Raw genomic sequence first — 15,524 nt, forward strand, 5'->3', positions numbered from 1 at the left:
TTACCGATCAAGGTCACAAAACCAAAAGCCTGTCTTGAAATAAAACTCTAAGTGTGATATTGTAAAATCAAACCAGAAGATCCCCGTGGAGAGTTTATCAAGAGAAGCGGTGTGTGGAAGATGCAGCTGAAACTGACAACGGATTATGCCATTCGAACGATGCTTTATTTGGCCATCAAGGGCGGCAAAACTTCATCGGGAGAAATCTCGGAAAAAATGCAGATCCCGCAGAAATTCCTGCTGAATATTCTTACCGATCTGCGCAAGGCGGGGTTGGTACAAAACTTTATGGGCGTCAACGGCGGGTTTTCGCTGGCCGCCCGGCCCGAAGAAATTTCGCTTTTGCAGATCATCGAAATCACAGAGGGCACAACGAAGATCAACCGCTGCTTGGAAGAAGATGAATATTGCAGCCGGTTTGCCACGGTGAACTGCCCCGTGCGCAAGGTGTATGTGACCATTCAAAGCGAGATCGAGCAAATGCTGGGCAGCATTACACTGGCTTCGATGATGGATCGATCGCCGCGGCAGGCAGCGCCTGCGGTTGAAGCGCTGCCAAAGGAAAACGAGGCGGAACCTTCCGCCTCGCTCCCCCAAAAAGAGCGGGCCGCAACTGCCGCTGAAACGGGATTATAGGCTTCGCCGCCGCACGGCAAAAGGCGTTCTGTTCAGTTAAAAATCCACAGGCCCGAGAAGCCAAAGCTTCTCGGGCTTTTTCTTTATTCGGCATTCTGAATCAGAACCGAAAAGCGGATAGATTTTTTGGTGAATAAAAAATGTGAAAACAAAAAGAAAAGATGAAATGCAGCAGAATGCAGCAGAATGACCAAAAAATAAATGGAATAAATCGCTTAATATGTAAAATAATTGTAAAATCCGCAGAAAATACTGGCATAAGCAAGAAAGCATGATACAATGAATGCAAAGTAGACACCCGGATTAAATCAGAAAAAGGAGTGGATCGAGAATGAACAAGAAAGTGGCAGAACTGCTCAATCAGCAGGTCAACAAAGAATTTTATTCCGCCTATTTATATTTGGATTTTGCCAATTATTTCACCGAAGCGGGTCTGGCCGGTTTTGCGAACTGGTATCAGGTGCAGGCGCAGGAAGAAAGAGATCACGCGATGCTTTTCACCAAATATCTGCAAAACAATGAAGAAAAGGTCACTTTAGAAGCCATTGCGAAACCCGAAAGCCCCACAGAAAAAACCATGGATATTTTAAAAGCGGGGCTGGCTCATGAAAAATATGTCACCGATTCCATCAACCAGATCTATCACGCGGCCATGGAAGAAAGAGAATATCGCACCATTCAATTTTTAGACTGGTTCATCAAAGAACAGGGCGAAGAAGAAACCAACGCTTCCGACCTGATCAAAAAGATGGAATTGTTCGGCGGAGAAGCCAAGGGCCTTTATCTGCTCGATCAGGAACTGGCGGCCAGAGTCTATGCCCCGCCTTCGCTGGTTTTATAAAATGTGTGAAAACGCCGTTTTTGGCGTAAACTAAATAAATGGGAAAACAGAAAGGAGCATGAACATGAAATTTTATGAATGCCGTCACTGCCACAACATCATCGCTTATGTCAAAAACTCGGGTGTACCCGTGGTTTGCTGTGGAGAACCTATGCAGGAACTGATTCCCAACACCACCGACGCGGCGGGTGAAAAGCATCTGCCCGTCATCAAGATCGAAGGCAACAAGGTCACGGTGACCGTGGGCTCGGTGGAACACCCCATGCAGGAAGAGCATTATATCATGTGGATCGCTTTGCATACAAAGCAGGGCAACCAGCGTAAAGAGCTGCATCCCGGCCAGAAACCTTGTGCGGAATTCATGCTTTGCGAGGGCGATGAAGTTCTTGCCGCTTATGAATATTGCAATCTCCATGGGCTTTGGAAAGCGGAAAAATAGAACGAAAAACCACATAACGGCCATTTGAGAAGTTTGATGTCTATGCAGGGGCGCGCAGTCACTTGACTTGATCCGCAGGATGAACCTCAGACCGATAGAGGGCGGTGGGCTATCATCTGTAGGATAGCCCGCCGCCCTTTGCTTTTCCCCAAAGCCATGGCCGGTTTTCCCATTATGCAAAAAAATCAAAAAATTGCTGTTGCGTTGTTAGAACAACATATTTTCACCTGCGCAGCCGGTATACTCAGTTCAGAAACCAAGAAAAAAGCCTTGCGGCGACAGAGCATATAAAGCAAAGGAGAAAAAGCAAATGGGAATTCTTAAAAATATCGAAAAAGAAACGGTGCTGGCGCTGGCCGAAGAAGTGACGGTTCAGCCGGGGCAGATCATCAGCAAAACATTGGCGCAAAACGAGCATGTCAGCCTTACACTGTTTGCGTTTGCAAAAGGCGAAGAAATCGGCACCCACGATTCCACAGGCGACGCCATGGTGTTGGTTCTGGATGGAACCGGTCTTTTCACCGTGGATGGAAAAGAATTTATTGTCAATGCCGGGGAAACCTTAGTAATGCCAGCCAAAAAGCCTCACGCCGTGATGGCGAAAGAAAACTTTAAAATGCTGCTGACGGTGGTGTTCCCCGCGTAACGAGCGTTCAGGAATCAAAACAAACAGGATGATCAAAAAAGGAGAAATCAACATGGAAAACCAGATGTTTTGCTATCAGTGCCAGGAAACCGCCGGCTGCAAAGGCTGCACACGCGTAGGCGTTTGCGGAAAACAGCCCGATGTGGCGGCAATGCAGGATTTATTGATCTATGTGAGCAAGGGCCTTTCGGCCGTTACCACAGCCCTGCGTGCGGAAGGCACCGCCATCAGTGCCGAAATCAATCATCGTGTCACAAATAATCTGTTCATCACCATCACCAACGCCAATTTTGATAAAGAAGCCATCACAGAAGAAATTGAAAACACCTTAAGAGCAAAGCAGCTTTTGCTGGCGCAGGTGAAAAACGAAAAAGTTCTTCCGCAGGCGGCTTTGTGGTCGGGCGACAGAAGCGAATTTGAAGCCAAAGCGGCCGAAGTCGGCGTGCTTTCCACCGAAAACGAAGATATCCGTTCTTTGCGTGAACTGATCACCTATGGCCTGAAGGGCCTGGCCGCCTATTCGAAACACGCCAATGTTCTGCGCAGCGATCGTGAAGAGATCGATGCCTTCCTGCAGCGCGCGCTGGCCGCCACGCTGGATGATTCCCTGACAGCGGATGAACTGGTGGCCCTCACGCTGGAAACCGGCAAATTCGGTGTGGCGGGCATGGAAATGCTGGATAGCGCCAACACGCAGACTTATGGCAACCCGCAGATCACCAAAGTGAAGCTGGGCGTCAACAAGAACCCCGGCATTCTGATCTCGGGCCATGATCTGAGAGATCTGGAAATGCTGCTGCAGCAGACGGAAGGAACCGGCGTGGATGTTTACAGCCATTCCGAAATGCTGCCGGCCCATTATTATCCCGCGTTCCAAAAATACCCCCATTTTGTGGGCAACTACGGCAACGCATGGTGGCGCCAGAAAGAAGAATTCGAATCGTTCAACGGGCCTATTCTGATGACGACGAACTGCATCGTTCCCCCGAAGGAAAGCTACCGTGACCGCTTATATACCACCGGTTCCGCGGGCTATCCCGGCTGCAGGCATATCGAAGGAAAAATCGGCGAAGAAAAAGATTTTTCCGAGATCATTGCCCACGCCAAACGCTGTGAGCCGCCCGTAGAACTGGAAAGCGGCGAAATCGTCGGTGGCTTTGCCCATCATCAGGTTGCGGCGCTGGCCGATCAGGTGGTGGCGGCGGTCAAATCGGGCGCCATCAAAAAGTTCGTGGTCATGGCCGGCTGCGATGGCCGCGCAAAATCCCGTGAATATTACACCGAATTTGCAAAAAGCCTGCCCAAAGATGCGGTGATCCTCACAGCGGGCTGCGCCAAATATAAATATAACAAGCTGGATCTGGGCGATATCGGCGGCATTCCCCGCGTTTTGGATGCCGGCCAGTGCAACGATTCCTATTCGCTGGCGGTGATCGCGCTGCAGCTGAAAGAAGCCTTCGGGTTAGAGGATATCAACGACCTGCCCATCATCTACAACATCGCGTGGTATGAGCAAAAAGCGGTCATCGTGCTGCTGGCGCTGCTTTCGCTGGGTGTTAAAAATATCCATCTGGGGCCCACTCTGCCTGCGTTCCTCAGCCCCAATGTGGCAAAAGTGCTGGTCGAAAACTTCGGCATCGCGCCGATCGGAACCGTGGAAGATGATATGAAGCTGTTCTTCGGTGAGGGCGTAAACGCTTAATTTGCTTTTCTTCCGCAAAAATTCGAAAAAAAGCGGCCCGTTGATTGAATTGATTAGAAAAAAGCGGTAAACTGAATAAAAGAAATCAACAAAACGGATGGGATGTGATCATGCCATCCGTTTTCGCTTTTGACGGAAGAAAGGAAGATCTATGAAAATCGCCCTGTTAGGCTATTCCGGAAGCGGAAAATCGACCCTCGCCAAATATCTTTCAGAACAATATGGGCTGCCGCTGCTTTATCTTGACACGGTTCAGTTCGAACCCGGCTGGAAAATACGCGATCGGCAGGAAGCCCGCGCGATGGTGGCTGAATTTTTGAAAAATGAGCAGTGGGTCATCGATGGCAACTATGGCGCCTTTTTGCAGGAAGAGCGGCTCGAACAGGCCGATCAGATCATCTTTCTGTTGTTTTCGCGCTGGAACTGCCTGCGTCGCGCCATCAAAAGATATCACACCTATCGCCATTGCTCGCGTGAAAGCATCACGGCGGGGTGCCCCGAAAAGATCGATGCGGCTTTTGTTTGGTGGATCCTGCATGAGGGAAGAAACAAAGAAAGGAAAGCGGCCTATCGTCAAATGCTGAAAACTTATGAAAAAAAGGCCGTTGTGCTGAAAACCCAAAGGGAACTGGATGATTTCATGCGCCGAAACGCCCGGCATGACACGGCTAAGACCATATAACAAGAAAAGCCTGAAACCGTTTTTGCGGTTTCGGGCTTTTTAAAAGGCAGTTATTTATGCAGGCAGGCGTTCTGATCGTGATAGCGGATGCGCTGCCATAATTGGAAAAACAAACGGAAGAACGAAGACACCAGCACAATGCCCAGGGAAAGGGCGCCCGCAATGGCCAGAGTATGCACCAGAGAAGTGTAAAACGACATCTGGTCGCCGGCCACGCAATATTCCATCGTATAATAGATGCCTGCGCCGGGCACCAGCGGCAAAATGGAAATGATCAAAAACATGGTGGCGGGCGCTTTATAGATGCGCGCCAGGATCTCGCTGTAGATCGCCACCGCCATGGTGGCCAGAAAAGATTGGATCAGGTCGTTTTGGGTGAAATTCAGCGCCAGATATAAAGTCCAGCAGATGGAACCGCCCAAAGGAGCCAGAAAGATGAATTTGCCCCGCAGGCCAAAGATGAAGCTGAACGCCAGACAGGCAATATAAGCATAAAGAAACGGCAGGATATAGTCGTTGAAAAACATGAAAACACCTCACCTAAACAAAATTCAAAGCGTGAGAGGGCGCTGCCTCACCGGTGGTTTTGCCCAAAAGAAAAGGCGTTAAAACAAGCGGTTCAAAGATAAGATCAGGCCGGCGCCCAGCGCCATGGCGGTGGCGGCCAGCAGCGCTTCGGTCAGCTTTGCCTGACCAGCCAAAAGGTCGCCCGCGATGATATCACGAACGGAATTGGTGATGGCCACGCCCGGAACCAGATTCATCATGGCGCCGATGACCATTTTATCGATATGCGGCGCAACGCCCAGCCGATACCAGAAAACGGCCAGAAACGCCGTGGCGGCGCTGCAGATCGTGTTGATAAAAAACGAGTTGGTGTGAAAAGCATCCAGCCCATAGCCGATCAGCCGGATGGCTGCGCCCATGGAAAGCGAACAGATGGCATCCAGCCAGGTGCCGCCGAAAAACAGCGTGAAACCGAAAGCGGCCAGCGCATAAGCGCAAACCTGCCAGAAAAGAGATAAAGAGGGGGCCTGCTCGATTTCGTTCAGACGGCGTTCGATTTCTTCAAAAGAGGGCTTTTCCCGCACAACATCCCGCGAAAGCGTGTTCAGCATATAAATACGGCCCAGATCGGTGGAGCGGGAATAGATGCGCTTGGTGTTGGTCATGCTGGGGGAATCGGGGGGGTTGATCGTCACGATCAGACAGGTGGGAACAGCGAACACATCCACTTCTTTCACCCCATAAGTGGTGGTGATGGCGCGGATGGAATCTTCCACACGATAGATCTCCGCACCGGTTTCCAGCAGATACAGCCCGATGCGGGTGGCGATATCCAACAACTCTTGATAGGCGTTCATAGCGATCTCCTCATTCCTCCGGTGAAAAGCGGCATAAAACCATCTGTGAATATTATAATGGATAGCGAGGGGGTTGGGAATGCCCTATTTCTTCAAAATGCAGAAGGGAAATGCGACGGATTTATGTTGAAGTTCACAAATTTAAATAAAATTTATTGAAAATTCGACAAAATAAAATAAATGTTATTTATTTTCAAAAAGAACAAACAAAGAATTTCTGATAAAACGAAACCTTGAAAGCGATGGGGCAGAGCAGTATAATAAAAAGGTCAATATGAAAAATTACTTTGCACCTGCAAGAGCATATAGTATAAGATGAGAAACAGATCTTATTCGGTTCGGCGGTTATTTGAAAGGAGTTTAGTTATGAAACAATATCGTGTGGGCATCGTGGGCGCCACAGGCATGGTGGGCCAGCGCTTCGCCACGCTGCTTGAAAATCACCCCTGGTTTCATGTAACGGCGGTGGCGGCTTCCAAGCGCTCTGCCGGCAAGACTTATGAAGAAGCGGTGGCGGGCCGCTGGTTTATGCAGCAGCCGCTGCCCGAGGCCATGAAAAAAATCATCGTGAAAGATGCCTATGACATCGAGGGCATGAAGCAGGAAGTGGATTTCATTTTCTGCGCGGTGGATATGAAAAAAGAAGAGATCCGCGCTTTGGAAGAAGCCTATGCCAAAGCCGAGATTCCTGTGATCTCCAACAACAGCGCCCATCGTTCCACGCCCGATGTGCCCATGATCGTGCCCGAGATCAACCCGGAACACGCCGAGATCATCCCGGCCCAGCGCAAACGGCTGGGAACTCAGCGCGGCTTTATCGCCGTTAAATCAAACTGCTCGCTGCAAAGCTATGTGCCGGCGCTGCATCCTTTGCGCAAATATGGCCTGAAGGCCGCGCTGGCCTGCACCTATCAGGCGATTTCCGGCGCGGGGAAAACCTTTGAGACCTGGCCCGAGATGGTGGATAATGTGATCCCCTATATCGGCGGCGAAGAAGAAAAAAGCGAACAGGAACCCATGAAGCTTTGGGGCCATATTGAAGGCGGCCGCATCATCAACGCCACGGAACCCAATATCACGGCGCAGTGCATCCGTGTGGCGGCCAGCGACGGTCATCTGGCCGCGGTTTTCGCAAGTTTCGAGCAGAAACCTTCCATCGAGCAGATCATCGAAGACTGGCAGAATTATCAGGGCGCGGCGCAAAAGCTGAACCTGCCTTCGGCGCCGAAGCAGTTCCTTCATTATTTCAGCGAACCCGATCGGCCGCAGACCAGGCTTGACCGCAATTTAGAAAACGGCATGGCGGTTTCTGTGGGCAGGCTGCGCCCCGACACCCAGTATGATATCAAATTCGTCTGCCTTTCCCATAACACCCTGCGCGGCGCGGCGGGCGGCGCGGTTCTGATGGCAGAGCTGCTTTGCGCCGAAAACTACATTTAAAAGTGAGAAGTTTTTTCGAAAACATCTTGAAGAAAAAGAAATGAGGAAAGCCAATGAGAACCATTGAAAAGCTGATGCAGCAAAACGCGGTGAAAGAAGCGCTTGATTTCTTGAAGCAAGATACCGAAGCCACCCTGAAAGAACAGCTGGAAATCGTGCAGATCCCCGCGCCTTCCAACGATGAAGGCGAAAGAACGGTTGATTTTGCGCGCCGTCTGGAGGCAATGGGCTATCAGACCGTTACCGATGCGGTGGGCAATGTTTATACCATGATCGAAGGGTCTGACCCCAACGGCCCCACCCTGATGCTGGCCGGCCACCTCGATACGGTGTTCCCCCGCACACAGCCGCTGAAGGTGACCGAAGAAAACGGCATTTATCGCTGCCCCGGCATTTGCGATGATACCCGCGCCGTGGCCGAAGTGTTGAGCATTGCGCGCGCCTTCAAAAAAACGGGCATCCGGCCCGCCGGCAACATTCTGCTTTGCGGCAATGTGGGCGAAGAAGGTCTGGGCAATCTGCGCGGCGTGAAAGAATTGTTTAAAAACTTAAAGATCGATGCGTTCATTTCACTGGATCATTGGGGCCTGGAAGATATTTTGATCGATGCCACCGGCAGCAAGCGCTATAAGATCACTTATCGCGCAGAAGGCGGCCACAGCTTTGGCGCTTTCGGCAAACCCAACCCCATCCACGCCATGGGCCGCGCCATCAATTCGATCTCTCAGCTGCATGGTTTGAAAGAACCCAAAACCACCTTCAATGTGGGCGTGGTTTCGGGCGGCACTTCCATCAACTCGATCCCCTGTGAAGCCTCGATGCTGGTGGATATCCGTTCCAACAGCGCCGAAGAACTGGCGAAGCTGGAAGCGACGATTCTGGAAATGGCCAAGGCCGCTGCCACAGCCGAAACAGAACACTGGCAGGATGACGACAGCGTGAAGATCACGCTGGAACTGATCGGCGATCGCCCGGCGGGCAGCCAGCCCCACGATGGCCTGATGGTTCAGACTTTCGGCGAGGTGCTCAGCGTGTTCGGCAAAAAGCCCCATGTTACCGATGCGGGCAGCACGGATTGCAATGTTCCTGTCAGCCTTGGCGTTCCTGCGGCGGTGCTGGCTTATGGCGGAACCGGCGGCGATTGCCATAACCCCCATGAATGGTATCAGCCCGACCCCAACTATCCCGGCCCCGCGCATACCCTGCTGATGCTGCTGATGCTGGCGGGCATGAAGGATGTTAACGAACCTCTGATTTCGAAACGATAAAAAAGTAGGCGGCTGTCGCGTTTGTCAGCCGCCTTTTGTTATAAAACAGGAGAGATGACCATGAAAATTGGTATGATTCAAATGAGTTCCGGTATGGATAAGCAGGCAAACCTCCGCCGCGCCGCCGAATGCGTGAAACAATGCGCCGGGCAGGGCGCGCAGATGGTGGTTTTGCCCGAGATCTTCAACAGCCCCTATTCCAACGATTATTTTGCCGATTACGCCGAACCCTGCGGCGGAGAAAGCTGGCAGGCGCTTTCGCACATGGCGAGTGAAAACGCCGTTTGGCTGGTGGGCGGTTCAATTCCCGAACGCGATGGGCAGGGGAAAATTTATAACACCAGCTTTGTGTTCGATGACCGCGGCAGCCAAAAGGCGCGCCACCGTAAAATGCATCTGTTCGATATCGATGTGAAGGACGGGCAGAAATTCAAAGAATCCGATACCTTCACCGCGGGGGATGAAATAACGGTCTTCGATTCGCCGTGGGGGAAGATCGGGCTTTGCATCTGCTTTGATTTCCGGTTCCCCGAACTTGCGCGGCTGATGGTGCTGGAGGGCGCGCGGGCGATCATCGTTCCGGCCGCTTTCAATATGACGACAGGCCCCGCCCACTGGGAACTGATGTTCCGCCAAAGGGCGGTGGATGGCCAGTGCTTCACGGTGGGGGTGGCCCCCGCCCGTGATGAACAGGGCGTTTATGTATCCTATGGCAATTCCATGGCGGTTTCGCCTTGGGGCAAAGTGCTTTGCCGCGCGGGCGCCGAAGAATGGATCCATGTGGAAACGCTGGATCTGGAAGAAGTGGATGCGGTGCGGCAGCAGCTGCCGCTGCTTTCCGCCCGAAGAACAGATCTTTACCGGCTTGAGAAGCTGGAAAAATAAAGGAGTGATCCCATGCCGCGCAAATTGTTTTGCGAACTGTCGCCTGCCGCTTATCGGCTCTCGCTTCGCAAACAAAATTTTCGCCGCCGATGCAGCGATTTTTTGCACCATAAAAAATTCGCCAAAGAAAAATCTCAAATACCGCTGCCCTATGCGGTCAGCCGCCACAAATCGCTGATCCGCCGCAAATTGGGCCGGGTGGATATGCGGCTGCAGGAGAACAAGGCGAAAAATCTGGCGCTGGCCGCGCCGCGGGTCTGCGGCGTTTTGATCCATCCGGGTGAAGAGTTTTCTTTTTGGCGTCTGGTGGGGGAATGCACCAAGCGGCGCGGATATCTGGAGGGCATGGTGATTCATAACGGCGCGCCGGGCAAGGGCGTGGGCGGCGGCATGTGCCAGTTCACGAACCTGCTGCACTGGATGGTGCTGCACAGCCCGCTGGAGATCACCGAACATCATCACCACAATCAGGTGGATCTTTTCCCCGATTTCGGAAGGCAGGTGCCGTTTGGCGTGGGCACTTCCATTGCCTATGCCGCGCTTGATTACCGTTTTCGAAACCCCACCGATCAGGTCTTTCAGATCCTTTGCGGGGTAGAAGAGCCTTATCTCTTTGGCGAGCTGCGCTGCTCGCGGGAACTCACCGAAAAATATCATATCGAAGCCCGCGAAGAACATTTTCAGCGGGAACAGGATGGGCTTTACCGCTGCAACGAGATCTGGCGCATTTGCGTCGATCGACGAACCGGTGAAAAGACAGAAAGCCTGTTGATGAAGAACCACGCGAAAATTCTTTATGACGAAACTTTTGTGGAAAAATCAAAAATAGTTTCGGAGTTTGACAATAGCACCGAAACAAGGTAAACTGTTGCTTGCGGCGAACCTGCGCCGCGGAAAAACAATTTGAAAACAGAAGCGGATTTTCCCAAGTTTGTGAGAGAAAGAAGGAAGAAAAATGAATCAAACAACGATCGGTTTTATCGGTTCCGGCAACATGGGCGGCGCGCTCATCCGCGCGGCCTGCAAAGGTGTTGACCCTAAAAAAGTGATCATAACCGATTTTTCAAAAGAAAAAGCCGGCGAACTGGCCAAAGAAGTGGGCTGTTTGGTGGCCGAAAACAATAATGCCGTGGTGGAAAGCGCCAAATTCATCATGCTGGGCGTGAAGCCCCAGATGCAGGCGGATATGCTGAAGGGCATTTCCGAAACTTTGAAAAAATGCCTTGCGGCCGGCGAAGAAAAAGTGCTGGTCACTTTTGCGGCGGGCATCACGGTGGAAACCGTGCTGAAAAATGTGGGTGCTGAACTTCCTGTGATCCGCATTATGCCGAATATCCCCGCAAGCGTTGGCATGGGCATGATCCTGGTGGCCGGCGAACACGCGGGCGACGCGCTGACAGAAGAATTCCTGGGCATTATGAAAGAAGCGGGCCGCTTTGACCGCCTGGCCGAAAAAGCCATCGATGCGGCCACGGTTCCCGCCGGATGCGCCCCCGCTTATGCTTATATGTTCATTGAAGCGCTGGCCGATGGCGCTGTGCTGACAGGCGTGCCCCGCGCCAAAGCCATGGAATATGCCGCGCAGGCCGTGATGGGTTCGGCAGCCATGATTTTGGAAGGCAAACAGCATCCCGGCGCTTTGAAAGATGCCGTATGCTCCCCCGGCGGTTCCACCATTGTGGGCGTTGCCGCGCTGGAAGAAGGCGGCTTCCGTTCCGCCTGCATCAAAGCCATTGCAGCCGCATATGAAAAAACCGTGGCTCTGGGAAAATAAGCAGCCGCAAAGAAAGAATCCAGAGCGCAGTGTGTCAAAAAATCCCCGCTGCCATGGGGAAAAGACCGCTGAGAGCCTGTTTTGGCTTAAAAAAGTTTCCATATGAAAAACAAAATGAAAAACAAAAAGGCGTGCCGCCAAGCGGCACGCCTTTTAAGCGCCGAAACAAAAAAACAGCCGAAGGAAAAAACTTCGGCTGCTTTTGAAATTCATTTACGAATTTTTTGCTTTGGCTTCCATACGCATACGCATGGCTTTATCGAGAACGCGTTTGCGAATACGCAGGCTCTTGGGGGTCACTTCCAACAGCTCGTCTTCATTCAGGAATTCAAGGCTTTCATCCAGGCTGAGGATGGAAGGGGTCACCAGACGCAGGGCTTCATCGCTGCCGGAAGCACGCATATTGGTGACATGCTTCTTTTTGCAGACATTTACGGCCATATCCTGCGATTTGGGGGAATAGCCCACCACCATGCCTTCATAAACGGCGGTGCCCGGGGTGATGAACAAAGTGCCGCGCTCCTGCGCGTTATAAAGGCCATAAGTCACGGCTTCGCCCGCTTCAAAGGCGATCAGAGAACCTGTGGTGCGGCGGGCGATCTCGCCCTTATAGGGTTCATAGCCGTGGAACAGGGTGTTCATGATGCCTTCGCCGCGTGTATCGGTGAGAAATTCGTTGCGATAGCCGAACAGCCCGCGGGAGGGGATGAGGAATTCAAGGCGCACACGGCTGCCTTGAGGGGTCATATGGGTCATTTCCGCCTTGCGGGAGCCCATTTTTTCCATCACCGAACCTACGCAGTCTTCGGGGATATCAATGACCAGTTCTTCGATCGGTTCGCATTTTTTGCCGTCGATTTCTTTAAACAGCACGCGCGGGGGGCTGGCCTGCAGTTCATAGCCTTCACGGCGCATATTCTCAATGAGGATGGAAAGATGCATTTCACCGCGGCCCAAAACGCGGAAAGAATCCGCCGAATCGGTTTCTTCCACACGCAGCGAAACATCGCGCAGAAGTTCGCGGAACAGACGCTCACGCAGCTGGCGGGAGGTGACGAATTTTCCTTCGCGGCCGGCAAAGGGGCTGTCGTTGACCGAGAAGATCATTTCAACGGTGGGCTCGGAAATCTTGGCAAAGGGGATCGCGCCCACATCGGAAGGATCGCACACGGTGTTGCCGATGTTGATGCCCGAAATGCCCGAGAACGAAACGATGTCGCCGGCTTTTGCCGAAGTGACGGGGGTTCTCTGAAGGCCTTCGAACTGATACATCGAAACGATTTTCGATTTATAAGAGATAGAGGGGTCGTGATAATCGCAGACAGCCACATCCTGGTTTTGGCGCAGCTCGCCGCGCTCGATGCGGCCGATGGCAATACGGCCCACATAATCGTTATAGTCGATGCAGGAAACCAGCACACGGGTGGGGGCTTCAGTGTCTACATCCGGGGGATCGATATGGCTGAGGATGGTTTCAAACAGGGGAACAAGATCGCTGCCGGCGTCATCGGGCGAAAGGGAAGCGGTTCCCTGGCGGCCCGAGCAGAACAAAACAGGCGATTCGATCTGTTCTTCTGTGGCGTCAAGATCCAGCAGAAGTTCCAGCACTTCATCCACCACTTCCAAAGGCCGTGCGTCGGGTCGATCCACTTTGTTGATGACCACGATCACCTTGTGGCCCAGCTCCAGCGCTTTTTGCAGCACGAAGCGGGTTTGGGGCATGGGGCCTTCAAAGGCATCCACCAAAAGCAGAACGCCGTTTACCATTTTCAAAACGCGTTCCACTTCGCCGCCGAAATCGGCATGGCCCGGGGTATCGATGATGTTGATTTTTACGCCGTTATAATGCGCTGAGGTGTTTTTGGCCAAAATCGTGATGCCGCGCTCGCGTTCAATGGCGTTATTATCCATTACGCGTTCTTGAACCGCCTGATTTTCGCGGAACACACCGCCCTGTTTCAACATTTCATCCACCAGGGTGGTTTTGCCGTGGTCAACATGGGCGATGATGGCAACATTACGCAAATCGTTTCTAAGCAAATATGTCACTCCTTAAAAGAGATTATTTATCACATTAATTGACAATTTATTATATCACAATAAAAACAGAAATGCACGGTTTTTTTACACAATAATCAACGAAAAATTTATAAACGGGGGAACAAAGCAGGAAAAAACAAACAAAATATTAAAAATCCCTCTGCCAAAAGGCAGAGGGAAGATTTTTTGATCAGAGCTTAAAATCTTTTTCGGTGAATTTTTTGCGCGGTTCGGCGGGGGGATGCGGGATGCGCCGCAGGGGATCATATTCATAGCGGCGGCAGCAGAAATCGAAGCTGACAGGGCCTTTATATTTGCAAAGAACCAGTTGTTCATCCAAATCGATGGATTTTTCGCAAAAAGCGCAGCAATGCTTGATATCGCGGTCGAACAGCATCCTTGGTCACCTCGTTTTACATCAGCTTTTTTCACGGGCAGGTTTGTTTTTCAAAACAAAACATTCCATCCTATTTTTATTATAGCGTTCTTCGCGCTTTTCCGCAATGCTTTTTTCGGGCGGCGCCTGCCAGCGAAGCGAGCCACAGTAGGCACCACACAAGGCAGACCAAAAGAAGCGCCAGCCAAAAGGATTGAGAAAATTTTAAAGTGGAAATAAAATGGATGCGTTTGCCCAGATGAGAAAAGGCCGCCAGATCGAAGGGCAGCAGATAGGCCCCCAGCCAGGTGAGCGCCGCGGCAAACAGGCCGTGAAGCATTTTTCCGCCCAGATAAGGCCAGACCGAAAGATCGCTGTCATGCAGAAAGGCAAGCACCTGACAGTGAACGGAAAGGCCGGCCCAGCCCAGCATAAAGGCGGCGATGGCCAGGCGCGCACCCAGCGGCCCGCCAAGATCGGTCAGCCCCCAGATGCCCGTGGTCAGCTCTAAAATGCCGCCCAGAAGGCGCTCGGCATATTCGGGCGAAAACCCGAAAGGCTGAAGCAGGCGGCCCAGCAGACCGGATAAAGCGGGCAGAATGCCCATTTGGTTGAGCAGGCGCGTGGCAACGGTGAAAAAGATCACAAAAGCGCAGATGTTGATGATGGAAGACGCCGCATCGCGAACGCTTTCGGGGAACGCTTTGGAAAACGGCAATTCGCCGCCGCGGCCCAAAGAACCCGAAACGGAGGAAGAACTTTTGCCATAAAAACGGAAAACCACCCCCACCAAAATGCCTGAAAGGATATGCGCGCCATAAAGCAGCAGGCCTGCCGTGCTGCTGGAAAAGACGGCGGCGCCCGCCACACCTAAAATAAAGGCGGGGCCTGAATTGTTGCAAAAGGCCAAAAGCCGTTCGGCTTCTGTTTTGGTGCAGAGCTTCTGGCGATATAACCCGATGGCCGTTTTGGCGCCCACCGGATAACCGCCCACGAGGCCCAGCACGAAGGCCGGCGCGCAGACCCCGGGAACCCCGAAAAGCACGCGCATGGGTTTTTCCATGGCGTGGCCGATCTGGCGGGCAAGGCCTGTGGAAACCGCCATGGAAGAAACCACGAAAAAGGGGAACAGCGCGGGGATCAGCACATTGCCGCATAAACGCAGCGCCTCACAGGCCACGGCGGAAGTTTGGCGCGAATAGCGAACCAGCCCATAGGCAAACAAAGCAATGGCGCCATAGATCAAAGCCTGATAGATGCGGTGAGCGCCGCAAAAACGGAATTTTTTGGTCATTGATAACACCTCTGCCCCAAATTATGCGAAAACGGTTTGCCTTATACCTCAAACCTGAAACACACCATTTAAAACAGGTGAAATCTGTTCGGCAAAAATTGAGAAGCCCGCGGCGGACAGGCAAAAAAGCGTTTGGC

At 52.1% G+C, this 15,524-nt stretch carries 16 protein-coding genes; 11 read left to right on the forward strand and 5 right to left on the reverse strand.

Annotated features, from left to right (window positions below; translation table 11 throughout):
* Window positions 1-120: 120 nt before the first annotated feature.
* The 6 genes from ACJA3I_RS05265 to ACJA3I_RS05290 all read left to right on the forward strand — a co-directional run bounded on the left by ACJA3I_RS05265 (window position 121) and on the right by ACJA3I_RS05290 (window position 4,946).
* Complete coding sequence (locus ACJA3I_RS05265) at window positions 121-636, forward strand: RrF2 family transcriptional regulator (RefSeq protein ID WP_458863827.1); 516 nt, start codon at window positions 121-123, stop codon at window positions 634-636.
* 331 nt (window positions 637-967) lie between these two features.
* Window positions 968-1,477: a ferritin gene (locus tag ACJA3I_RS05270; RefSeq protein ID WP_458863714.1), complete on the forward strand. Its 510-nt coding sequence runs from the start codon at window positions 968-970 to the stop codon at window positions 1,475-1,477.
* 58 nt (window positions 1,478-1,535) lie between these two features.
* Window positions 1,536-1,916 (forward strand): desulfoferrodoxin family protein, encoded by a 381-nt coding sequence (locus ACJA3I_RS05275; protein WP_458863715.1) that lies wholly within the window; start codon window positions 1,536-1,538, stop codon window positions 1,914-1,916.
* 310 nt (window positions 1,917-2,226) lie between these two features.
* Window positions 2,227-2,562 carry a cupin domain-containing protein gene (locus tag ACJA3I_RS05280; protein WP_458863716.1) on the forward strand — a complete coding sequence of 112 codons (336 nt, stop codon included), beginning with the start codon at window positions 2,227-2,229 and terminating at the stop codon, window positions 2,560-2,562.
* A 52-nt stretch (window positions 2,563-2,614) separates the two neighbouring features.
* A complete protein-coding gene (gene hcp / locus ACJA3I_RS05285) occupies window positions 2,615-4,264 on the forward strand; it encodes a hydroxylamine reductase (RefSeq protein ID WP_458863717.1) in 1,650 nt (549 codons plus the stop codon).
* A gap of 151 nt (window positions 4,265-4,415) precedes the next feature.
* Window positions 4,416-4,946, forward strand: a complete 531-nt coding sequence (locus ACJA3I_RS05290) for a P-loop NTPase family protein (RefSeq protein ID WP_458863718.1) — start codon at window positions 4,416-4,418, stop codon at window positions 4,944-4,946.
* A gap of 50 nt (window positions 4,947-4,996) precedes the next feature.
* On the opposite strand, the gene ACJA3I_RS05295 is transcribed toward ACJA3I_RS05290, so the two are convergent.
* Both ACJA3I_RS05295 and ACJA3I_RS05300 read right to left on the reverse strand, forming a co-directional pair.
* The gene (locus tag ACJA3I_RS05295) at window positions 4,997-5,473 is read right to left on the reverse strand and encodes a threonine/serine exporter family protein (RefSeq protein ID WP_458863719.1); all 477 of its coding nucleotides are present in this window, start codon (window positions 5,471-5,473) and stop codon (window positions 4,997-4,999) included.
* A gap of 78 nt (window positions 5,474-5,551) precedes the next feature.
* Entirely contained in the window at window positions 5,552-6,310 is a 759-nt protein-coding gene (locus ACJA3I_RS05300; RefSeq protein WP_458863720.1) for a threonine/serine exporter family protein, read from the reverse strand.
* A gap of 366 nt (window positions 6,311-6,676) precedes the next feature.
* Between ACJA3I_RS05300 and asd the strand changes: the two genes are divergently transcribed.
* The 5 genes from asd to proC all read left to right on the forward strand — a co-directional run bounded on the left by asd (window position 6,677) and on the right by proC (window position 11,677).
* Complete coding sequence (gene asd / locus ACJA3I_RS05305; RefSeq protein WP_458863721.1) at window positions 6,677-7,750, forward strand: aspartate-semialdehyde dehydrogenase; 1,074 nt, start codon at window positions 6,677-6,679, stop codon at window positions 7,748-7,750.
* Between the two features lie 53 nt (window positions 7,751-7,803).
* Window positions 7,804-9,018: a M20/M25/M40 family metallo-hydrolase gene (locus ACJA3I_RS05310; RefSeq protein WP_458863722.1), complete on the forward strand. Its 1,215-nt coding sequence runs from the start codon at window positions 7,804-7,806 to the stop codon at window positions 9,016-9,018.
* 60 nt (window positions 9,019-9,078) lie between these two features.
* Window positions 9,079-9,903 (forward strand): carbon-nitrogen hydrolase family protein, encoded by an 825-nt coding sequence (locus ACJA3I_RS05315; RefSeq protein ID WP_458863723.1) that lies wholly within the window; start codon window positions 9,079-9,081, stop codon window positions 9,901-9,903.
* Window positions 9,904-9,915: 12 nt separating this feature from the next.
* A complete protein-coding gene (locus tag ACJA3I_RS05320) occupies window positions 9,916-10,767 on the forward strand; it encodes a VanW family protein (RefSeq protein WP_458863724.1) in 852 nt (283 codons plus the stop codon).
* Between the two features lie 91 nt (window positions 10,768-10,858).
* Complete coding sequence (proC, locus tag ACJA3I_RS05325) at window positions 10,859-11,677, forward strand: pyrroline-5-carboxylate reductase (protein ID WP_458863725.1); 819 nt, start codon at window positions 10,859-10,861, stop codon at window positions 11,675-11,677.
* A 213-nt stretch (window positions 11,678-11,890) separates the two neighbouring features.
* On the opposite strand, the gene typA is transcribed toward proC, so the two are convergent.
* The 3 genes from typA to ACJA3I_RS05340 all read right to left on the reverse strand — a co-directional run bounded on the left by typA (window position 11,891) and on the right by ACJA3I_RS05340 (window position 15,387).
* Window positions 11,891-13,717, reverse strand: coding sequence for a translational GTPase TypA (gene typA, locus ACJA3I_RS05330; protein WP_458863726.1), 1,827 nt, complete (start codon window positions 13,715-13,717; stop codon window positions 11,891-11,893).
* A 190-nt stretch (window positions 13,718-13,907) separates the two neighbouring features.
* Window positions 13,908-14,114 (reverse strand): hypothetical protein, encoded by a 207-nt coding sequence (locus tag ACJA3I_RS05335; protein WP_458863727.1) that lies wholly within the window; start codon window positions 14,112-14,114, stop codon window positions 13,908-13,910.
* A gap of 79 nt (window positions 14,115-14,193) precedes the next feature.
* Entirely contained in the window at window positions 14,194-15,387 is a 1,194-nt protein-coding gene (locus ACJA3I_RS05340) for a nucleoside recognition domain-containing protein (RefSeq protein ID WP_458863728.1), read from the reverse strand.
* Window positions 15,388-15,524 lie beyond the last annotated feature (137 nt).

Origin of the sequence: Acidaminobacterium chupaoyuni (genome assembly GCF_047936785.1) — a bacterium.
GTDB classification, from domain to species: Bacteria; Bacillota; Clostridia; order Oscillospirales; family Butyricicoccaceae; genus Acidaminobacterium; species Acidaminobacterium chupaoyuni.